18 protein-coding genes are annotated in these 19,922 nt (G+C 41.4%); 13 read left to right on the forward strand and 5 right to left on the reverse strand.

Annotated elements, in window-relative coordinates:
• Nucleotide 1: 1 nt before the first annotated feature.
• The 5 genes from nuoC to QQK06_RS04295 form a co-directional block, all read right to left on the reverse strand.
• Nucleotides 2-1,798, reverse strand: a complete 1,797-nt coding sequence (nuoC, locus tag QQK06_RS04275) for an NADH-quinone oxidoreductase subunit C/D (RefSeq protein ID WP_284243372.1) — start codon at nt 1,796-1,798, stop codon at nt 2-4.
• The gene (locus QQK06_RS04280) at nt 1,798-2,436 is read right to left on the reverse strand and encodes a NuoB/complex I 20 kDa subunit family protein (RefSeq protein ID WP_284243374.1); all 639 of its coding nucleotides are present in this window, start codon (nt 2,434-2,436) and stop codon (nt 1,798-1,800) included. The genes nuoC and QQK06_RS04280 overlap by 1 nt, the downstream gene beginning before the upstream one ends.
• Nucleotides 2,436-2,876, reverse strand: coding sequence for an NADH-quinone oxidoreductase subunit A (gene ndhC, locus QQK06_RS04285; protein ID WP_284243375.1), 441 nt, complete (start codon nt 2,874-2,876; stop codon nt 2,436-2,438). Before ndhC ends, QQK06_RS04280 begins: the two co-directional genes overlap by 1 nt.
• 508 nt (nt 2,877-3,384) lie before the next feature.
• Nucleotides 3,385-5,784: an ATP-binding protein gene (locus QQK06_RS04290; protein WP_284243376.1), complete on the reverse strand. Its 2,400-nt coding sequence runs from the start codon at nt 5,782-5,784 to the stop codon at nt 3,385-3,387.
• A 195-nt stretch (nt 5,785-5,979) separates the two neighbouring features.
• Nucleotides 5,980-6,459, reverse strand: a complete 480-nt coding sequence (locus tag QQK06_RS04295; RefSeq protein ID WP_284243377.1) for a zinc ribbon-containing protein — start codon at nt 6,457-6,459, stop codon at nt 5,980-5,982.
• A gap of 249 nt (nt 6,460-6,708) precedes the next feature.
• Between QQK06_RS04295 and leuS the strand changes: the two genes are divergently transcribed.
• From leuS to lipA, 13 genes are all read left to right on the forward strand, one after another.
• Nucleotides 6,709-9,288, forward strand: a complete 2,580-nt coding sequence (leuS, locus tag QQK06_RS04300) for a leucine--tRNA ligase (protein ID WP_284243378.1) — start codon at nt 6,709-6,711, stop codon at nt 9,286-9,288.
• A 37-nt stretch (nt 9,289-9,325) separates the two neighbouring features.
• Complete coding sequence (locus QQK06_RS04305) at nt 9,326-9,841, forward strand: LPS-assembly lipoprotein LptE (protein WP_284243379.1); 516 nt, start codon at nt 9,326-9,328, stop codon at nt 9,839-9,841.
• 17 nt (nt 9,842-9,858) lie between these two features.
• Nucleotides 9,859-10,902: a DNA polymerase III subunit delta gene (gene holA, locus QQK06_RS04310; protein ID WP_284243380.1), complete on the forward strand. Its 1,044-nt coding sequence runs from the start codon at nt 9,859-9,861 to the stop codon at nt 10,900-10,902.
• Nucleotides 10,889-11,569 carry a nicotinate-nucleotide adenylyltransferase gene (gene nadD, locus QQK06_RS04315; protein WP_284243381.1) on the forward strand — a complete coding sequence of 227 codons (681 nt, stop codon included), beginning with the start codon at nt 10,889-10,891 and terminating at the stop codon, nt 11,567-11,569. Before holA ends, nadD begins: the two co-directional genes overlap by 14 nt.
• A gap of 93 nt (nt 11,570-11,662) precedes the next feature.
• Nucleotides 11,663-11,980, forward strand: coding sequence for a ribosome silencing factor (rsfS, locus tag QQK06_RS04320; protein WP_284243382.1), 318 nt, complete (start codon nt 11,663-11,665; stop codon nt 11,978-11,980).
• Nucleotides 11,981-11,989: 9 nt separating this feature from the next.
• A complete protein-coding gene (gene rlmH / locus QQK06_RS04325) occupies nt 11,990-12,460 on the forward strand; it encodes a 23S rRNA (pseudouridine(1915)-N(3))-methyltransferase RlmH (protein ID WP_284243383.1) in 471 nt (156 codons plus the stop codon).
• A 1-nt stretch (nt 12,461) separates the two neighbouring features.
• The gene (gene mrdA / locus QQK06_RS04330; RefSeq protein ID WP_284243384.1) at nt 12,462-14,486 is read left to right on the forward strand and encodes a penicillin-binding protein 2; all 2,025 of its coding nucleotides are present in this window, start codon (nt 12,462-12,464) and stop codon (nt 14,484-14,486) included.
• Nucleotides 14,486-15,601: a rod shape-determining protein RodA gene (gene rodA / locus QQK06_RS04335; protein WP_284243385.1), complete on the forward strand. Its 1,116-nt coding sequence runs from the start codon at nt 14,486-14,488 to the stop codon at nt 15,599-15,601. The genes mrdA and rodA overlap by 1 nt, the downstream gene beginning before the upstream one ends.
• A 27-nt stretch (nt 15,602-15,628) precedes the next feature.
• Nucleotides 15,629-16,426, forward strand: a complete 798-nt coding sequence (locus QQK06_RS04340) for a septal ring lytic transglycosylase RlpA family protein (RefSeq protein WP_284243387.1) — start codon at nt 15,629-15,631, stop codon at nt 16,424-16,426.
• A 153-nt stretch (nt 16,427-16,579) separates the two neighbouring features.
• Nucleotides 16,580-17,776 (forward strand): serine hydrolase, encoded by a 1,197-nt coding sequence (locus QQK06_RS04345; RefSeq protein ID WP_284243388.1) that lies wholly within the window; start codon nt 16,580-16,582, stop codon nt 17,774-17,776.
• Nucleotides 17,777-17,972: 196 nt separating this feature from the next.
• Nucleotides 17,973-18,236, forward strand: coding sequence for a DUF493 family protein YbeD (gene ybeD, locus QQK06_RS04350; RefSeq protein WP_284243389.1), 264 nt, complete (start codon nt 17,973-17,975; stop codon nt 18,234-18,236).
• Between the two features lie 124 nt (nt 18,237-18,360).
• Nucleotides 18,361-18,957 carry a lipoyl(octanoyl) transferase LipB gene (lipB, locus tag QQK06_RS04355; protein WP_431313654.1) on the forward strand — a complete coding sequence of 199 codons (597 nt, stop codon included), beginning with the start codon at nt 18,361-18,363 and terminating at the stop codon, nt 18,955-18,957.
• A complete protein-coding gene (gene lipA / locus QQK06_RS04360) occupies nt 18,947-19,915 on the forward strand; it encodes a lipoyl synthase (RefSeq protein ID WP_284243391.1) in 969 nt (322 codons plus the stop codon). The genes lipB and lipA overlap by 11 nt, the downstream gene beginning before the upstream one ends.
• Nucleotides 19,916-19,922: the final 7 nt, after the last annotated feature.

A 19,922-nucleotide genomic window follows, 5' to 3' on the forward strand; every position in this document is an offset into this window, starting at 1 on the left:
ACTACCTGTCGACATCAGCCATGACGTAATCGACACTACCAAGCGTCGCAATTAAATCTGCGATCATCTGTCCTTTGCTGATCACGGGTAACATTTGCAAATGAGCAAAACTGGGTGTTCGAATGCGAGTGCGATAACTCATGGTAGAGCCATCGCTGATCAAGTGATAAGCCATAATACCTTTTGTTGCTTCGACTCCAACCGAGACTTCACCAGCCGGGATCACCGGCCCCCAAGAGACATTGACAAAATGAGGGATCAAAGTATCAATATCTGTCATCGTTTGTGCTTTATTCGGTGGTGTGGTTTGTGGATGTTCTGCTTTATAAGGTCCTTCCGGCATGTTATTTAAACATTGCTCAATAATACGAATACTTTGGCGCATCTCTTCCACTCGCACCCGACACCTGTCATAACAATCACCATTTTCTGCGATCGGTACCTCAAAATCGAATTGATCATAGCCACTGTATGGGCGCTGTTTGCGCATATCCCAGGAAAATCCGGTTGCTCTTAAGCCCGGACCTGTCACTCCCCACTCAATTGCTTCTTTAGTACTATAAGCACCAATACCAACGGTACGTCTCTTTAATATCGAGTTTTGCATCACCATTTTTTCATATTGATCGAGACGCTTTGGCAGATAATTAACATAATCACGCACAAGCTTATCCCAGCCTTTTGGCAAATCAGACGCTATACCGCCAATGCGAAACCAGCTTGGATGCATACGAGCGCCAGTAAAGGCTTCAATAATGCCAAACAGCTTTTCTCGATCGATAAACATATAAAAGATCGGTGAAAGTGCGCCGATATCTTGGGCAAAGGTGCCATAAAATAATAAGTGACTTAAGATCCGAAACATTTCCGCCGTCATAATGCGGATCACTTTTGCCCGATCCGGTACCGTAATGCCCGCTAGTTTTTCCACCGCCATCACATAGGGGAAGTTATTCATCACTCCGCCGAGGTAGTCTATGCGGTCGGTATAAGGGATATAGCTATGCCATGATTGACGTTCCCCCATTTTTTCAGCACCACGGTGGTGATAGCCAATATCAGGTACACAATCGACAATTTCTTCACCGTCCATTTGCAGCACAATCCGAAATGCACCATGAACACTAGGATGATTAGGACCCAGATTAAGAAACATAAAATCATTATCTCGCCCCTGACGCTTCATTCCCCAAGCTTCAGGATTAAACTGCAATGCTTGCTGTTCTTCATCTTGCTTTGACGGCGGTAGCGTAAAGGGATCCATTTCTGTCGCCCGCGCAGGATGTGTTTTTAATAATGGGTGCCCTTGCCAGGTTAGTGGCATTAAAATACGGGTTAAAAATGGATGGTTATCAAACACGATACCGAACATGTCCCAAATTTCACGTTCATACCAGTTTGCATTTGGCCAATAATGACAAACACTTGAAAGTGATTTATCCGCTCTATTTAGCGCTACTTTGATTCTGAGGTCACTATTACGTTCATAGGAGATTAAGTGATAACTCACAGTAAAATCTTTAACATGTCCCGCTTTGCCATCACGTTCAGTTTCATCGATAGCTGTAATATCAAAGCACAGTTCAAACGGCTTTGCTAAATCAAACCTTACAACCTGCATCAGCTGACAAAGCTGTTCTCTCGTTACCCAAAAAGTGGGGATTTGATCAACGATATTTTCAATAGCTGTCACAGGAGTAAGCTGCAAACCACTATCCTGTATTAAGATTTCGTCCACTATCGGTAATGGCTGATTAGGCTGCCAATCTTGGCTCGCTGCTAAATTAACACTGACCATTACACCGAATCCGGTTGATCAAGTTCAGTGACATTAATGCGCTCTTGCTGCTTAATATCACGGAGGGAAGGTTTTTTGATCTGGCTGACATTCTGCTCCCCGACCACCCAACTCAATGGCCTTGGCTGATGGGCGATAGAATTTTGCAATAATAATAACGCTTCCAATAATGCTTCAGGACGAGGGGGACAACCAGGCACATAAACATCGACCGGAATAAACTTATCAACGCCTTGAACCACGCTGTAAATATCGTACATACCGCCAGAATTGGCACAGGAGCCCATGGAAATAATCCATTTCGGTTCTAATAACTGCTCATAAAGGTGTTGTACCACAGGTGCCATTTTTCGAAAGCAGGTACCAGAAATAACCATTAAATCTGCTTGTCTGGGGGTAGCACGGATCACTTCGGCACCAAAACGGGCAATATCATGTCGAGAGGTAAAGCTAGTTGCCATTTCAACGTAGCAGCAACTGAGACCAAAATTAAATGGCCACACGGAATTTTTGCGTCCCCAGTTGATCATATCATCGAGCTTGGCCATAAAAACATTGCGTTTTAGTTCCTGCTCGGCAATATCTTCCGCCGCAGACATCGCTTGGTCTAATTTAGCTTTAGTTAACGACCATTCCATTAGTCACCTCTCACTAAGTTACCGTGGGTGGAAGCTGCCAATTGATTCTGCCGATAAGGTAAATGCCGTTTTTTTAACGATAACGCACCAATACGCCAGATATAAACTAAGGCAGCTAGTAGCACAAATATAAAAACGCTGGCTTCAATAAACCCCATCCAGCCGACCTCATCAAAGGCAATAACCCAAGCAAATAGATAAATAGTTTCTAAATCAAATATCACGAAAAAGATAGCGTAGAGAAAGAAGTGGCTGGTAAAACGGGGTTTATTATCGCTGACAGAAATTACGCCAGACTCGTAGGGAATATTCTTGGCGCGAGTACGAGTTTTAGGGCCAAGCATGTATGACAACGCCATCATCACCACTAGCATCAGCGCTAAAATGATAAAATACGCGGCTATTGGCCATAATTGCTCAATAAGATTTGCTTTTTCCACAACGCCTCCAAAAACCTTAACACAAATAGTGCTAATGAAATCGATAGACAGCTGGCTTACCGAACATGGTGCTGGTGACAACGGTGAGCTTGACGCTCAACAAATATCACAAGCTAACTCGTAAAAAACTCTTACTCTCACTATAAGACAAGGCAATAAAATTGCAAATTTTCTTTAATAATCAACAACTTTGAATAACATCAAACAAATAAATATCTGTGACAGTAAAATAATACTGTCAACAAATTAGAATAATTGTGAGCGTCGCTAATATTTGACGCAGGAATATTTATTCACTTAACTGATAGCGCATCAGATCTGATAAACTTCCACTGGTATTATTATATTATTGTTATTATCCGAATAGGCATCCTCATAAATACTAAGTAGAATAAATAGCTTACAAACTATGGTGATAATCTCAGTATAGAAAAAAAAACTTTATTTGCTTAGTTATTAAACAAATAAAGTTTTTTCAATAAAAATTAGCTCACGACTGTATCAAACGCTAAGCGTCTTCTTCTTCACCATTTAACAGATCAGAGAGTTTCGCTAATTTATCTAACACAATACCGTGGATGGATTTACGTGGATAACGACCTACACTGTTTGCAGCTCCAGCCATTTGCCCCGTCAAAATTTCTAACGCCTGATCGACATTTTCTACCGCATAAATATGGAATTGCTCCGCTTCAACCGCCGCAATCACCTCTGGTGACAACATTAAGTTGATCATATTGGTTTTCGGAATAATTACCCCTTGCTCACCGGTGAGGCCTTTATCCTGACATAACCGATAAAAACCTTCGATTTTCTCATTTACCCCACCAATTGACTGTACTTCACCATGCTGGTTCATCGAGCCAGTGATTGCGATTCCCTGCTTGATAGGCAAATGTGAAATTGCCGAAACTAAGGCACACAATTCAGCCATCGAAGCGCTGTCGCCATCAATGTGCCCATATGACTGTTCAATGGCTATGTTAGCGGAAATTGCTACTGGGAATCCTTGACCGTATTTATGACCGAGATAACCGGAAAGTAATAACACGCCTTTAGAATGTATCGAACGCCCTAGATCGACTTCGCGCTCAATATCAGTAATACCATGACTACCGGCATAAACCGTGGCAGTTATCCTTGCAGGGGTGCCAAAAACACTGTCGCCAATTTCCAGTACCGTTAAGCCATTGACTTTACCGATTTGCTCACCCTGAGTACTAATTAACACCTGCTCTTCTTTAATTTCATTGAGCCAGGCTTCACTGATACGCCCAGTTCTTCGCTGTTTCGCTGCTAGCGCCTGCAAGACAAAATTACTGGTTATTTGACTTTGCTCACTTTGCTGTTGCCAAAAATAAACCGCTTCATCCAACAAGTCATTCACCTGAGCAATGTTTACGGATATCTTATGCTGATGTTCTGCACGTCTTAAAGCATAACGGATCAATTCCACCACGGCATCGTCAGTGATTTGAGGATAATCACGCTGCTGACCCCGTTGGCGAATTAATTGCGCATACTCGATCAGGTTTTGCTCGTTATTATCTAAATGACGATCAAAATCTGCCAATACTCGAAATAACTCAGTAAACTCCTGATCATAATCTTGCAAAGTGTAATAAATTTCTGGATCGCCCAACAATATCACTTTGACATTTAAAGGAATTTTCTCTGGCTGTAAACTGACACCACTGGATTGAGCAAATTCTGAATACGGATTTTCAATCGTGATCTGCTGAGTTTTTAACGCCAGCTTTAGTCGCCCCCAGACTAATGGCTGGTTCAGTAATTTCTCCGCTTCTAGCAGTAAATAACCACCATTCGCTTTATGTAATGCGCCAGGGCGGATCAAACGATAACTGGTATAACTGCTCCCCTGAAAACTTGAAAAATCGACATGACCAAACAAATTTTGAAAGGTTGGGTTTTGCTCATAAACGACAGGCGCGCCTTCTTCCGGGATTCGGGCTACTAACAGGTTTGGTAAGAAACGCTCTTGCATTAATTTACGCGCATCTTTATCACTTTGCTGCTTCTCGGCATTTTCGTCCACTAATATTTCTAACACCGCATCAACAACATGAGCTTTAACATTAGATAAATATTTTAACACTCCAAGATTACTGGCAAACTCGTGTTCCAGTTCCTTAATAAACGGACGAATGCTTTGCTCGGCAGTTTCATGTTTTAACTTACGCAATTTATCAGAAGAGGTACGCTTCCATAGCGGTAATTCAATTAATTGCTCAGACAATAAATTTTCTAACTTTTCCAACAACAGATAAAACTCATTGCGTTTCGTTTCATCCAGATTAGCAAACTCTTTATCATTTAGCGGCCGACCATCCACTAATGGTGAAAAACCGATCTCACCGCCTTCTTCATATAATACTACGTCATTAGTTAATGCAGTTGTTTCAACAATAGTTATCGCTTCATCATACTTTTGATTAAACTCACGATCGATCGCTGCTTTTTGTCGCTGATAGCCAGGGTTATCAAAAATTTCCGGGAATAAATCTAACAGCTCATCAATAAAAGTGTTAATACGGGTAAGTAACTGCTTACCATCACCAGGGCTCACGTATAGTTTATAAGGAGCATGAACATCGTCAAAATTATTAATATAACACCACTCAGCCGGTGTTACTTGATTCGCCGCTTTTGCCGCCAACATTTGAGTAATTAACGTTTGCCTTCCTGTACCTGGCTCTCCCATGGCATAGACATTAAATCCACGAGCCTCCATGGCCAAAGCAAAATCCAATGCTTCTTTTGCTCTGTGATGACCGAGAAATATTTGCTCGCTATCTTCATGACCTTCGGGAACACTTAATAGCTTTTCATCTATCGGAGCGGTCAATTGTTCGGGGGATAATCGTCTATTATTTATTATTTGGGTCATGCACTATCACCATCACTGCTTATTTTGCAGCTGTAAAATTAGATTATTAGCGTTGATTGTTAAATTGCTTTACGCTCTACTGGAAAAAGTTAAAAAATATTAACGAGTTAAATCAATACGCCAGCTAAGATTGTACTCTGGAATAGCTAAAATAAGCAAAAACTTGTTATCCCCAATTTAGTTTCCCAACATAGATTAAGGGGTTAAACTTTGCCGGACAAAATGCTGGTGCCCACAATGTAAACAGTCTTTTATTTGACAAAGATGGGTGATTTGCAGGCTATGGTGACAATTTTGGCACTCCAATACGCCAAAACCAATATAATCCCCGGAGCGGTAATCTCCATTATGGTCAAAATCATCACATAATTCCGCCCATTCTACCTGAGATTTATCAGTGATATTTGCCATTACAGCCCAAAACGATTCGTTCATTATCGCTAAATATAGTGAATGCTTGGCCTGCTCCTGATGTTGCTGATAAAACTCATGCAGATCATATTTAAAATTATCAATGAACTGTTTTATTTTTTCTTCTGGGATCATTTCCGCGGCTTTCAACAACAATTTCGCATGTTCTACTAACTCAACAATTTGCGTAACTTCATGCTGCTTAACATCAAGCACCCATTGTGATAAACGACTATAAAAATCCTGCTCTTGCTCTTTCTTCACTATCCACTCACAACTGTTATGCCCTACCAGTTTATATAGTATAAATTAGCCAAGAAAACCTAATCTATTCCCCGCTAACGATGAATTAAAGCAAAATTGTACATTTACTAGCCACCAGAGTGGATTAAACTTGTCGAATAGCCGCGCTTTCATGTATTCTATGGTGATTATTTTATACGTCGAAATCCATTGCTTTTACATCACAAAGCATGGGTAGGCATCACCCCAAATTTTTTGAGAAAATCATTAATGGAATCCATCTATAATCCACAGGCAATTGAAGCTAAAGTGCAGTCTTTTTGGGCGGAAAACAAAACCTTTAAAGCGGTTGAACAACCCGGAAAAGAAAAATTTTACTGTCTCTCTATGTTCCCGTACCCCAGTGGTAAATTACATATGGGACATGTGCGCAACTACAGCCTGGGTGATGTGATTTCTCGCTACCAGCGCATGCAAGGCAAAAATGTCATGCAACCTATGGGGTGGGATTCATTTGGTTTACCTGCGGAAAATGCCGCCATTAACAACAACTCAGCGCCCGCTAAATGGACCTACCAAAATATTGATTATATGAAGAATCAATTAAAACTGTTAGGTTTTGGCTATGACTGGGATCGTGAGCTGGCGACCTGCAAAAAAGATTACTATCGTTGGGAGCAATGGTTCTTCACTAAGTTATTTGAAAAAGGCTTAGTATATAAAAAGAATGCTACTGTTAACTGGGATCCGGTCGATCAAACCGTATTAGCTAACGAGCAGGTAATCGATGGCCGCGGCTGGCGTTCCGGTGCCATTGTTGAGAAAAAAGAAATCCCACAATGGTTTATCAAAATCACTGATTATGCAGAGGAATTACTTAATGATTTAGATCAGCTTGATGGCTGGCCTGAACAGGTAAAAACCATGCAAAAAAACTGGATCGGACGTTCTGAAGGGGTAGAAATGACCTTCCAGCTTGCCGATAGTGAGCAAAGCTTTGATATCTATACCACACGCCCAGATACTTTAATGGGCGTTACTTACGTCGCATTAGCTGCCCAACATCCGTTAGCCTTAGCTGCTGCGGAAAATAACCCTGAGTTGGCTAATTTTATTGCAGAATGTAAAGCGGCAAACGCGACTGAAGCCGATGTTGCCACGATAGAGAAAAAAGGCGTTGATACCGGTTTAAAAGCAATTCATCCATTAACTGGTGAATTAGTACCGGTATGGGCCGCTAACTTTGTCTTAATGGATTATGGTTCAGGCGCAGTAATGTCCGTTCCTGGGCACGATCAACGAGACTGGGAATTCGCCACTAAATACGGCTTAGCCATTAAACAAGTGATCGCTGCCAGTGAAGGAGATGATATCAGCGCCGCTGCCATCGTCGATAAAAACACATTAATTAACTCTGGTGAATTTGATGGCTTAAGTTTTGAACAGGCCTTTCAAGCGATTGCCGATAAGCTAGTTTCATTAGGCAAGGGTAAGATCACGGTCAATTACCGCCTGCGTGACTGGGGTGTTTCGCGTCAACGTTACTGGGGCGCACCTATTCCGATGATCAACTTGGCCAATGGCGAGTCGGTACCAGTACCAGAAGATCAGCTACCGGTAGAACTGCCGGAAGATGTCGTGATGAATGGTGTGACTTCTCCCATCAAAGACGATAAAGAATGGGCGAAAACCACTTATAACGGTGAGGTCGCATTTCGTGAAACCGACACCTTTGATACCTTTATGGAGTCGTCTTGGTATTACGCGCGTTATTGTTCACCAACGGAAGATGGTCAGATGCTTGACCCAGAAAAAGCCAACTACTGGCTGCCAGTGGATCAATATATCGGTGGTATCGAACATGCGATTTTACATCTGTTATACGCTCGTTTTTTCCATAAATTATTACGTGATGTCGGTTTAGTAAACAGTGACGAACCATTCAAAAGCTTGTTATGCCAGGGTATGGTGTTAGCTGACACATACTACCGTGAAGGCGCTAATGGCGGTCAGCAATGGATTTCACCAGCAGATGTCACGGTTGAGCGTAATGAAAAAGGCCAAGTTACTTCAGCAATTAGTAAAATAGATGGTCAGCCAGTGATTTCGGCCGGCATGAGTAAAATGTCGAAATCTAAAAATAATGGTATCGATCCACAACAAGTTATCGAACAATATGGCGCCGATACTGTGCGTTTATTTATCATGTTCACTTCACCACCTGAACAAACCCTGGAGTGGTCAGATTCAGGCGTTGAAGGTGCTCACAGATTCTTAAAACGTGTCTGGAAACTAGCTTATGATTTTTCACAGGGTGAGCAAGCTGTAGCCCTAAGCGCTTTAAGCCTGAACAGCGAACAAAAAGCACTACGCCGCGAGTTACATAAAACCATTAAAAAAGTCAGTGATGATATTGGCCGAAGAAATACCTTTAACACCGCCATCGCTGCCATTATGGAGTTAATGAATCATCTGTCTAAAGCTAAAATAGCGAGCACAGAAGATCGCGCAGTAATGCAGGAAGCCATTCAGGCATTAGTATTAATGCTAGCGCCAATTGTGCCACATCTGGCTCACCACTTATGGGAGATCATAGGTAATGGTGAACTTGTTGAAGACACACTATGGCCGCAAGTTGACGAATCAGCATTAGTTGAAGATGAAAAATTAATCATAGTACAGGTTAATGGTAAACTGAGAGCCAAAATTACTGTTGCAGCCGACGCTAGCAAAGAGCAAGTAGAAGCCTTAGGCTTAGCAGAAGAAAATGTTGCTAAATTTATTGATGATAAAACCGTACGTAAAGTGATTTATGTTCCAGGTAAATTATTGAATATTGTTGCCAATTAATTAGCCGTTGATTTAAGAATAGCCAAAGGTATTAACCATGAAGAGTGTAGGTAGTCACTTACTGACAAAAATCAAAGTGTATAGTCTAGTACTAGCCACTTTAGCACTCTGTGCCTGCGGCTTTCGTCTCAGAGGCGACTACCTGTTAGCGCCAGAGCTACAACATATTTATCTGAGTTCAGTAGACCAGTACGGCGAACTGACTCAGATAGTTAAGCGGCATTTGCAACACAATCAGGTAACACTGGCCCAGCAGTTTTCTGACAAACTGCCACAGATGCGTATTCTAAAAGATAAGTTAGATCGTCGTACCCTATCGGTATTCCCTAACGGACAGGTTGCGGAATATGAACTGATATATACCGTACGTTATCAATTGATTGTTACCGATCAAGATACTCAACATTTTAAGTTTGAAATTAACCGAAATTATCAGGATGACCCAAATCTGGCTTTAGCCAAAAGCCGGGAATTGGCATTAATGCTCAGTGAAATGCGTAAAGAAGCCGCTGATCGTATTCTAAGAAGTATGGCCAGTATCCATCCGAGCTAATTAAACAGAGCAAACCGATGCGGATTTATCACAACCAATTAACCAGCACACTCAATCAGGGCGTTAAACCCGTGTGGTTAATCTTTGGTGATGAACCTTGGCAGAAAAATAACAGCCTATTTGCAATTAAAGAACACGCCCAGCAACAGGGCTATAGTGAACATATTCGACTGACCTTTGATGATAAATTTGACTGGTCATTGCTACAGCAAGAATATCAGGCGATGAGTTTATTTTCGAGCCAGCGAATTATTGAACTCGAACTGACCAGCAATAAAATAGGTGACAAAGGTGCTAAGCTACTAACCGACTTAAGTCAGCAGTTACATCAAGATATTGTGTTGCTCATTCATGGTGGCAAGCTTGACGCTGGTACACAAAAAAGAAAATGGTTTAGCTTGTTAGCCAATCAGGGCTGTTTTCTACCACTTTATGATATCGAAGGCAAACAACTGCACCAGTGGGTTCAAAGACAAGCGCGACACTATCAACTCAACCTGTTACCAGATGTAGTATTGCAGTTAACCGAGTTATTTGAAGGTAACTTAAACGCACTGGATCAGGAGCTACAAAAGCTTGCCATCTTATTTGGTCAGCAACTGATCACCAGTGAAGACGCTGAGCAGCTTTTAATTAAACAGGCGAAATTCAATCCGTTTCAGTTAATCGATGCCCTGTTAACGGGTAAAATTAATAAAGCGATATCCATGCTGGATCAGCTACAACAGGACGGCACGGCCATCGGCCAGCTGATTTGGTTTGTTCATAAAGAAATCAAACAACTGGCAATGATGCAGGAAGCATTGACCCAAGGCGAAAATTTCAATCAACTTTGCAATGAATACCGGATTTGGGACAAGCGTAAACCACTGTATCAACATGCACTAAAAACTATCACAGCAAAAAATATTGCTCAGGCACAATCACGCTTGGCAGAAGTTGATTTACTCGCAAAAAGTGCCAGTGACTTTAACCCTTTTGTCTTATTAGCTGATGTTATTATCAGCTTATATCATGGCGATGAGTTATCCGCTTTGCCTCTTGATTATGAATACGCCTAACAAGCTTTCTAATGCTCAGCCATTACAACGTATCGGTATCTTAGGCGGTACTTTTGATCCTATTCATTATGGTCATATTCTGCCGGCAATCGAAACTGCTAAATGGTTAACCCTCGATAGCCTACACTTAATGCCAGCGCATATTCCCCCTCATAAAGCCAGCACCATAGCGTCACCCGAACAACGAATGCAGATGGTAAAAATTGCCTGTCAGCACCACCCGCTGCTAGCAATGGATAACCGTGAACTATTAAGAAATAAACCTTCTTATACTGTTGATACCCTACAAGAGTTAAAACAAGAACATAAAAATAGCCAACTATTCTTCGTTATGGGGATGGATTCATTACTCAATTTTACTCGCTGGCATCAATGGCAGGAAATTTTAACGCTATGCCATCTAGTGGTTAATATCCGCCCTGGCTATCAGTCATCACAACACCTATCGACAATATCGCCAAGTTTAACTCAGCACCTGGTTGAATCCATAACTGAATTAGCTTCACTAGAAGCAGGAAAAATCATTATTCATCAACAGTTGGCGCTGGATATTTCCTCTACAGAACTCAGAGCTGAAATAGCAAATAGCAGCTTTAATCCCGATAAGATCCCCCGTGCAGTTATTGAATATATTCAACAGCAGCAGCTTTACCAACAGCAAGATTAAATTTCTTAAAGCTGAGACGGTTAACCTGATAAAAAATTAGTGGTATTATCTTATATTACCAAATTCATTTATTTCACAGAAAGAGAAACAACTTTGCAAAATAAAGCACTCACCGCTTTTGTTATTGAAAAAATAGAAGATATGAAAGGGCGTGATATCATCACGTTAGACATCGCAGAAAAATCCGATTTTGCCGATTATATGATCGTCGCATCAGGAAATTCCAGTCGTCATGTGAAATCCATAGCTCAATCCTTAATAACCGATTGTCGCGCCGAAGGGGTAGAACCTTTAGGAGTTGAAGGCAATGATATTGGTGAATGGGCGTTAGTAGATTTTGGCGATGTTGTTATTCACCTGATGACAGATGAAACCCGCGATAAATATCAACTCGAACAACTTTGGGAATAATACCAAGCGATGCGTATCACCCTCTACGCAGTTGGTAATAAAATGCCAGCGTGGATCACTCAAGGATTTAACGAATACTGTCGTCGATTTCCGCGAGATATGTCCTTTAACTTAGTGGAAATCTCGCCAGGGAAACGAAGAAAAAATGCCGACATCGCGCGTATTCTGGAAAAAGAAGGAGAGCAAATGCTCGCCGCTATTCCCAAAGGAAGCCGCATTGTTACTTTAGAAGTTGAAGGTAAGCCGTGGACCACTCCACAGTTAGCGAGTCAGCTGGAAAAATGGCAGCTAGACGGTAGAGACATCGCATTATTAGTGGGTGGCCCTGAAGGCTTAGCTCCCGCATGTATTCGGGCATCAGAGCAAAAATGGTCATTATCACCACTAACCTTACCCCACCCTATGGTACGCGTTATTCTTGCTGAAAGCCTTTATCGTGCATGGAGTATTAACAACAACCATCCTTACCACAGGGAATAAAATGGCCGTCAATAAACGGGAGGTGATCAGAAACCATACAGCTGAAGCAAATCTTTTTGCTCGTCGCGCCTTTATTGCTTTGCTAGGCGTGGTAGTGTTATTGCTGATCTTATTTTCTAATGTCTATGAACTGGAAGTCAGTTCCTTTAAAAAATATCAAACTCGGTCAAACTCTAATCGCATTAAACTATTACCAGTAGCGCCAAATCGCGGACTGATATACGACCGTAACGGCGTACTATTAGCAGAAAACAAACCCATCTACAGTATTGAACTGATCCCGGAACAAGTTAAAGATCTCAAAAAAGCAGTCCATGATGTCAGTGAACTGTTAGAAATTTCAAGCGAAAAACAGCAAAAACTATTTAAAAAACTACGCAGTAAACGCCGCTTTAAACCGATTGAATTACAATCTCGACTCAGCGAACAACAAGTGGCCTTATTTTCAGTGAATCAGCATAAATTCCCCGGTTTTTTTATTGATGCTAGACTAAAGCGTTATTACCCATTCGCCGACTTAACTACCCACTCTCTCGGCTATGTAGCCCGCATTAATCGTCGCGACGCCATTCGATTAGAAGAGCAAGGAAAAACAGAAAATTACGCGGCTACCCGTAACATTGGTAAGCTTGGACTGGAAAAATATTATCAAGAAGTATTACATGGCACTATCGGTCATCAAGAGGTTGAGATTAATAATCAGGGACGAATTATTCGTACCTTAGATTTTACCCCCCCTGTGCCTGGTAAGGATCTCACCTTAACACTAGACATCGAACTACAAATGGTAGCGAAACGTGCGTTATCAGGTAAACGCGGCGCTATTGTTGCTATCGATCCACGCGATGGTGGCGTATTAGCCATGTATTCTAATCCAAGTTACAACGGCAACTTATTCGTTCATGGTATCAGCAACACTAACTATAACAAGTTACTGAGTTCGAAAAACCGACCATTAGTTAATCGTACTGTGCAAGGATACCCGCCCGCATCCACCATTAAGCCGCTATTAGCATTAACCGGTCTAAACGAGGGGGTGATCACTAAAGATACTGAAATTTATGATCCCGGCTTTTATCAGTTAAAAGGCGTTGAAAACAAGCGTCGTGACTGGAAAAAATGGGGACATGGTAAAGTTAACCTCAGTAAATCTATGGAGCAATCTTGCAACGTTTACTACTATGATCTCGCTTATAAACTGGGGATCACCCGTATTGCCCGAATGATGGAAAAGTTTGGCTTTGGCGAATATACCGGCATCGATATTTTAGAAGAAAACCGTGCAATCATGCCCAGCGTCGAATGGAAGCGTGCCCGTTACAATAAGCCCTGGTATGCCGGTGAAACTCTGTCGGTTGGTATAGGTCAAAGTTACTGGACAGTCACGCCACTACAACTGGCACAGGCAATGTCAATTTTAGTCAATAAAGGCCATATCAAGGTACCGCATTTATTAAAAGCCACCTCAGAAGTAATAGAAAACTCTGATCCAGAGCATTCGAAAACAGAAAGCACTAACTCTAAATTGAGTCAAACTAGTAAAAAGCGCAATTTGATGACCACAGAAATGCCAGTTGATGAAAAGCCACCGATTATTTTAAAAAATGACAAAAACTGGGAATTTGTGTTAGACGGTATGCATAACACGGTGCAGAAAAAAGGCGCTACCGGCTATAAAGCATTTAAAGGCAGCAAGTACGATGCTGCCGGTAAAACCGGTTCAGCACAAACCGCCAATATTGCCCAGGGAGAAGAATACAACGCTGAGTTAGTTCAGGAAAACCAGCGTGATAATGCAATGTTTGTTGCTTTTGCGCCTTATGAAAATCCGGAAATAGTAGTCGCAGTCGCAATAGAAAACGTTGCCAAAGGTGGTGGAGGAGCTAATGCTGCCCCGGTTGCACGACAAATATTAGATCAGTACTTTGGTGATCGTATCATAGTCAGTAAAAACAAGCACCCGCACCATGATGTAGTTTACGGTGAGCAATATTTAGCAGAAAAAAATAACGTGAGAAAAAATTAATGCGTTCGACCGGACAAGATCAACAGAAAAAACGCACTTTTTGGCAAAAGCTCCATATTGATGTACCGCTACTGACTGCAATTCTTACCTTGATGATACTTGGTTTATTTATTGTATATAGCGCCAGTGGTCAAAACATTGATATGGCGATAAAACAAGCGAGGAATATGGGCATTGCTTTGCTGGTCATGTTTATTATCGCACAAATACCACCACTGGTTTATCAAAAATGGGCAGTACCTGTATTTATTGTCGGCATTTTATTGTTGATCAGTGTGATGTTTTTTGGTCAAGTCATCAATGGTAGTCGTCGCTGGCTTAACTTAGGTGTCGCTATGTTTCAACCCTCAGAGGTGATGAAACTTATCGTGCCTATAGCCGTTGCATGGTATGTCAGCCAATACGATCTTCCCACTAAGCTGATAAATATTATTACTGCTTTTATCTTGTTGTTGATCCCTACATTACTGATAGCTAAGCAACCAGATCTCGGCACTTCGCTTTTGATTGCCAGCTCAGGAATTTTTGTCATATTTCTTGCTGGCGCCAGTTGGAAATTAATTGGCTCCTGCGGCATATTAGCATCTGCTTTTGCACCAATATTATGGTTGTTTCTAATGAAAGATTACCAAAAGCAGCGGGTACTAACATTTCTCAACCCAGAACAAGATCCACTTGGCTCTGGCTATCATATTATCCAATCAAAAATTGCCATAGGTTCAGGCGGCTTACAGGGTAAAGGTTGGCTTCAGGGTACTCAGTCACAATTAGAATTTTTACCCGAGCGTCATACCGACTTTATTTTTGCCGTTTTTAGCGAAGAGTTTGGCTTATTAGGTGTCACCTTATTATTATTAGTCTATCTCAGCATTGTCATGCGTGGTCTATGGATAGCAGTAAACGCCCAGCAGGCATTTACTAAATTGTTAGCAGGCAGCCTGACATTAACTTTTTTTGTTTATGTTTTTGTCAATATTGGCATGGTTTCCGGATTATTACCTGTAGTTGGAGTACCACTGCCACTAGTCAGCTACGGTGGCACGTCAATGGTGACCTTGATGGCCGGCTTTGGCATACTGATGGCAATCAGTACTCATCGCAGATTTAACGTTTAGCGCCTGAGATAAGGGAAGATGCAATTAATGAAAAAACAGATATTTAGCATCAAAATAACGATTATACTAGCTTTGCTATTCTCTGGATGTAGTGCGCAATATGGTCGTTACCAGCAAAAACACGACAGCCACCCTACCCGTAAACCGACGACAATTGAACTGCAAGACGCCACTCCTAGAGCTGAGCCATTAAGTAAAGGTGGTAATCGCAATTATCAGGTCAGAGGAAAACACTACCAAGTGCTAAACTCAGCAAAAAATTTTACCGAACAAGGTATAGCCTCCTGGTATGGTAAAAAATTTCATGGTCATCTCACCTCTAATGGTGAAATCTACAATATGTACGGCATGAGCGCCGCCCATAAAAATTTACCTTTGCCTACTTATGTCAAAGTTACGAACAACAGTAACAATAAAAGCGTGATTGTCCGGGTTAATGACCGTGGACCATTTCATAGTGACCGCATTATCGACCTTTCATACAGTGCCGCTTATAAGCTAGATATGTTAAAAACCGGCACGGCAAATGTCACCTTAGAAGCTATCACAGATTTTAACGTTAACACTCCTAACATAGTACAAAAAACACCTGCAGAACAAACTCAGGCTAAGTATGTCCAGGTATTTGCTACGCAAAATATGCAGTTAGCGACAAAAACAGCGAATGCTATCGCGTCATTATTTCAGTTACCCGTCAAAAGTATTAATAAGGATAACCTATTTAAGGTGCATGTTGGGCCAATAGATAATACAAGCACCTTGAATAATGTACTATTGCAACTGCAAAACAATGGTTACCCTAATGCCTTTAAAATTGCACCTTAGTAAAATTTACTAAAAACACGAAAAGATACAAATAGACTGGCTTTTCCCCATAGAAATCATAGTTAAAACTGGTATACTGCTGAGAACTTTTTCGTTTGTTTACGATTAAAATTTAATTAACTCAACTATCAATACAATTTTCACAGGATAACTATGCCTTCTCATTTGGCCAAAACATTCACGAAAAAACCTCAAAAACTCATTAACTTATTTGCCTCTGTTGCGTTATCTTTTGCCTCTTTTACTCATGCGGCAAACATAATTCCGTCTCCTCCTCAGATAAACGCTAAAGGTCATATTCTTCTCGACTACACCACAGGTAAAATTATCGCTGAAGGCAATGCTGATACTTTATTAGCGCCGGCAAGTTTAACCAAGATGATGACCAGCTATATTATTGGTAAAGAGCTACAATCAGGCAATATCAGTAAGCATGATAAAGTTAAAATCAGCGAAAACGCCTGGGCAACCGGCAACCCTGTACTTAGTGGTTCTTCATTAATGTTTTTAGAGGTAGGTAAAGAAGTCGAAGTCGACTTACTTAATCAAGGCATTATCGTCGCCTCAGGAAACGACGCTTGTATTGCGATGGCAGAACATATTGCCGGTAGTGAAGATGCTTTTGCTGATTTAATGAATGCCCACGCTGAACAACTCGGTATGAGCAGTAGTTATTTCGAAAACAGTCATGGCCTGGACAGTCAGGAACATAAAACAACGCCACGTGACATGGCAACTCTGGCAATAGCCTTGATCAGAGATGTTCCTGAAGAATATAAAGTCTATAGCCAAAAATCATTTACTTTTAACAATATCAAACAATATAACCGTAACGGATTATTGTGGGATAAAAGCATGAATGTTGACGGTTTAAAAACCGGTCATACCTCACAAGCAGGCTATAGTCTGGTAACTTCAGCAACTAAAGGCGACATGCGCTTAGTAACAGTGGTTATGGGCACTGAAAGCGAACGCGCCCGTAAAGTAGAAAGTAAAAAACTATTAAATTACGGTTTCCGCTTTTTCGAAACTTATACTCCCTATAAAGCTGGAGAAAAATTTGTTTCCAACCGTGTATGGATGGGCGATAAAAAAGAAGTGGAATTAGGCATTTTGCAAGACACTCCTATCACAATTCCACGTGGGCAGCGTAAAAATTTGCAAGCAAATTTTGAACTCAATAAACAACTGATTGCGCCGTTAGCCAAAGGAGCGATTGTCGGTAAAGTATTTTTACAATTAGATGGCGAAGACATTGGTGAATATCCATTGGTAACGTTACAAGAAGTTAATGAAGGTGGCATTTTTGATCGCCTGATGGACTATGTAAAACTGCAATTTGCCAACTAATTCCCCTCAAATACAAACGCCAAAAAAGCCCGGTTTTACCGGGCTTTTTTATCAAATCTGCAAATAAATCTGCCATCGTCTTATCAACACTTGATTTAAGTTAATACGTCACCATTTTGCTTACCATCATTTAATGATAAAATAACTCGATTAACTAGTTTTACCAAACGCTTTATTGGTAAGTATGAGAGCCAAAATGAACACCAAATTTGATGAACTACTTGATTTCCCAACTGTTTTGAATTTCAAAGTAATGGGGATCGCCTGTGACGAACTACCGGATTTAATCATTGCTGAGCTGCAAAAACATACCCCAGGAGATTACTCTCCTACCATTAAGCCAAGCTCTAAAGGCAATTATCACTCGGTAGCGATTGCCGTAACAGTGACTAGTAAAGAGCATATCGAGCTTATTTATCAGTCATTATCTGCTATTGAAGAAGTCAGATACGTATTATAACGCTCGCTGACAAAGATCTTAGTTGAACATCAGCGCTCCAGTAAATATCTAAGGCAGTACTTTGAATCACTCACTAATTGTGCGACAGCTCAATCAGCTGGACTACACCTCAGTGTGGCAAGCAATGCAGCGCTTTACTGATGGCCGAGACGACAGCACCCTCGATGAATTATGGCTGGTAGAGCACCCGGCGGTTTTTACTCAAGGACAAGCAGGTAAAGAAGAGCATTTATTGATGCCGGGAGATATTCCGGTAGTTAAAGTCGACCGTGGTGGCCAAGTGACTTATCATGGCCCGGGTCAACAAGTGATGTACTTTATGATCAACTTGCGCCGTCGTAAAATGGGAGTCAGAGAGTTAGTTACCTTAATCGAAAACGGCATTATTGCCACACTGGCAGATTTTGACATCGACGCCTACGCCAAGTCAGACGCACCTGGCGTTTATGTGGATAATAAAAAAGTTGCTTCGTTAGGACTCAGAGTAAGAAAAGGCTGCTCATTTCACGGCCTGGCGCTTAATATCGATATGGATTTATCACCTTTTTTACGCATTAACCCTTGCGGTTACGCAGGGTTAGAAATGATACAAACATCGGCTATCAGTGAACTTAACACTGTCGAACAAGCGGGTGTGACATTAGTTAAACATATGTCGTCATTACTTAACGTTGATGACATTCGTTACCAAACAGGATTGGAGTCATTACATGACCATTAAATCATCTCGCATTGCTCCAGGCACTAAACTACGTGATGCCGACAAATTAGCACATATTCCGATTAAAGTTGTTCCGTCTGAACGGGAAACTATGTTAAGAAAGCCCGAATGGCTCAGGATCAAACTCCCTCGTAGTTCAGAGCGAATTGATAATATTAAATCCGCATTACGTAAGCACAACTTACATTCTGTTTGTGAAGAAGCGTCATGCCCGAATTTATCTGAATGTTTTAATCACGGCACCGCTACCTTTATGATCTTAGGGGATATCTGTACCAGACGTTGTCCGTTCTGTGATGTTGGTCATGGCCGTCCATTAGCACCAGATACCGAAGAACCAAGAAAATTAGCATTAACGCTAAAAGATATGGCGTTAAAATATGTCGTTATCACCTCCGTTGACCGGGATGACTTACGCGACGGCGGTGCTCAACAATTTGCTGAATGTATTAAAGAAATTGCCGAACTAGCGCCTCACACTAAGGTTGAAGTGTTAGTACCGGATTTTCGTGGTCGTATGGACAGAGCGCTTGAAATTCTTAATCAGCATCCTCCGCATGTATTTAACCATAATTTAGAAACGGCACCTCGTCTTTATACTAAAGCTAGACCTGGCGCTAATTATCAATGGTCACTTGACCTATTGAAAAAATTTGGTCAAGCAAACCCTGAGGTTCCGACCAAATCCGGCTTAATGGTTGGCTTAGGTGAAACCAATGACGAAATACTAGAAGTGATGCGTGATTTACGCGCCCATGGCGTCACTATGCTCACTATCGGTCAATACTTACAGCCAAGTAAAGACCACTTACCCGTTGAGCGTTATGTCCATCCAGATGAGTTCCAAATGTTCCATGATGAAGCAATGAAAATGGGCTTTGAACACGCCGCTTGCGGTCCACTGGTACGATCTTCTTACCATGCGGATAAACAAGCTGCAGGTGAAGAAGTTAAATAGCGTTAAG

It is taken from the genome of Thalassotalea insulae (assembly GCF_030161395.1).
Lineage (GTDB): Bacteria > Pseudomonadota > Gammaproteobacteria > Enterobacterales > Alteromonadaceae > Thalassotalea_E > Thalassotalea_E insulae.

Bases quoted from the DNA above. Each gene is read 5' to 3' on its own strand.
- nuoC (WP_284243372.1), bottom strand. From the start codon at position 1,798: ATGGTCAGTGTTAATTTAGCAGCGAGCCAAGATTGGCAGCCTAATCAG.
- QQK06_RS04280 (WP_284243374.1), bottom strand. From the start codon at position 2,436: ATGGAATGGTCGTTAACTAAAGCTAAATTAGACCAAGCGATGTCTGCG.
- QQK06_RS04290 (WP_284243376.1), bottom strand. From the start codon at position 5,784: ATGACCCAAATAATAAATAATAGACGATTATCCCCCGAACAATTGACC.
- leuS (WP_284243378.1), top strand. From the start codon at position 6,709: ATGGAATCCATCTATAATCCACAGGCAATTGAAGCTAAAGTGCAGTCT.
- QQK06_RS04305 (WP_284243379.1), top strand. From the start codon at position 9,326: ATGAAGAGTGTAGGTAGTCACTTACTGACAAAAATCAAAGTGTATAGT.
- holA (WP_284243380.1), top strand. From the start codon at position 9,859: ATGCGGATTTATCACAACCAATTAACCAGCACACTCAATCAGGGCGTT.
- nadD (WP_284243381.1), top strand. From the start codon at position 10,889: ATGAATACGCCTAACAAGCTTTCTAATGCTCAGCCATTACAACGTATC.
- rlmH (WP_284243383.1), top strand. From the start codon at position 11,990: ATGCGTATCACCCTCTACGCAGTTGGTAATAAAATGCCAGCGTGGATC.
- mrdA (WP_284243384.1), top strand. From the start codon at position 12,462: ATGGCCGTCAATAAACGGGAGGTGATCAGAAACCATACAGCTGAAGCA.
- rodA (WP_284243385.1), top strand. From the start codon at position 14,486: ATGCGTTCGACCGGACAAGATCAACAGAAAAAACGCACTTTTTGGCAA.
- QQK06_RS04340 (WP_284243387.1), top strand. From the start codon at position 15,629: ATGAAAAAACAGATATTTAGCATCAAAATAACGATTATACTAGCTTTG.
- QQK06_RS04345 (WP_284243388.1), top strand. From the start codon at position 16,580: ATGCCTTCTCATTTGGCCAAAACATTCACGAAAAAACCTCAAAAACTC.
- ybeD (WP_284243389.1), top strand. From the start codon at position 17,973: ATGAACACCAAATTTGATGAACTACTTGATTTCCCAACTGTTTTGAAT.
- lipB (WP_431313654.1), top strand. From the start codon at position 18,361: ATGCAGCGCTTTACTGATGGCCGAGACGACAGCACCCTCGATGAATTA.
- lipA (WP_284243391.1), top strand. From the start codon at position 18,947: ATGACCATTAAATCATCTCGCATTGCTCCAGGCACTAAACTACGTGAT.